Origin of the sequence: Streptomyces sp. MspMP-M5 (assembly GCF_000373585.1) — a bacterium.
GTDB lineage: Bacteria > Actinomycetota > Actinomycetes > Streptomycetales > Streptomycetaceae > Streptomyces.
Genome location: NZ_KB891872.1, coordinates 1 through 1111, shown reverse-complemented (window position 1 = coordinate 1111; position 1111 = coordinate 1). Strand labels below are relative to the sequence as shown.

Here is a 1111-nt window from a genome sequence, read left to right as displayed (position 1 = left end):
ACGGACACTCGGTCACGGTCTGGAACCGCACCGCCCGGCGCGCGCATGACCTTGCCGGTGACTCCATCACCCCAACGCGCACCGCCGGCGAAGCCGTGCGTTCCTCGCACCTGGTCATTGCCTGTCTGGCCACCTACGAGGCCACCCTTCAGGTACTCGAGTCCGCCACTGACTGGCACGGGACCACTCTCGTCGTCCTCGGCAGCGGCACCCCGGGCCAAGCCGCGCAGGCGCAGCAGTGGGCTACCGAACGCGGCGCCGCGTACCTCGACGGCGTCATTCTGTGCCACCCCCAGGACATCGGAACGCCCGAGGCAGCCCTCCTCTATTCCGGCCCGCCCGACACCTGGGCGGAACACCAACAGACACTCATGAGCCTGGCCAACACCTCGCACCACGTATCCGATCAGGCATCCGCCGCGAACCTTCTGGACGTCGGACTGGCCGGCGGATTCTTCATCACCGCACTGGCCGCCTACGCCGAAGCAGCCACCTACGTCCTGAGGAACGGGATCCCCGCCACCGTCGTGGACGACCTCACCGACCTGGCCATCGAAGTCCTCCGCAACGACACCAAAACCGTCACCAAGGCGATCACCACTGGAAGGCACGAGACGGACCAGGCGACCCTCACGACCCATGCCGAAGGAGCCCGCGTCGCCCTGGCCGTTCTGCGAGAAGACGGCTACCGCGGACACGTCCTCGCAGCGGCAATCGACAACATGACGGAAGCCGAGCAGGCCGGCCTGGGACACCTCGGCTTCTCCGCGCAGGCCGAGGTCGTTGGCGATGGCGCCTGAGGACTTCTCGATGATGCGGCCGATCCGATGGCGGTGAGTGACTCGTCGGGCTGTGCCTGGAGGTGGTCGGTGATCATTTGCCGGAGCGGCTCCCGGCGCGAGCCGCTTGTCGCCTCCGTGAGGGGTGACGGCCAGAGCCCAACGGGCCGCGTTGTCGGCCAAGTTGGAGAGCTGGACGTTACGGAAGTTGGGGATGTCAGGTTCTGCACGTCCAACTACACGCACTCTGGGGCCGCTTGCAATTGTGTGGAGTTGCACTGTGGACCGACAACTGGCATCGCAACTCGACCCCGGACGCTGCGGAGGTGTCG

Annotated in this window: 1 protein-coding gene; it reads left to right on the top strand. The window is 66.7% G+C overall.

Translation table 11 applies throughout. The annotated features are described in order from the left end of the window. On the top strand, positions 1–800 hold an 800-nt coding region (locus B073_RS42695; protein ID WP_018537412.1), incomplete at its 5' end, for an NAD(P)-binding domain-containing protein. Between the last annotated feature and the right edge of the window lie 311 nt (positions 801–1111).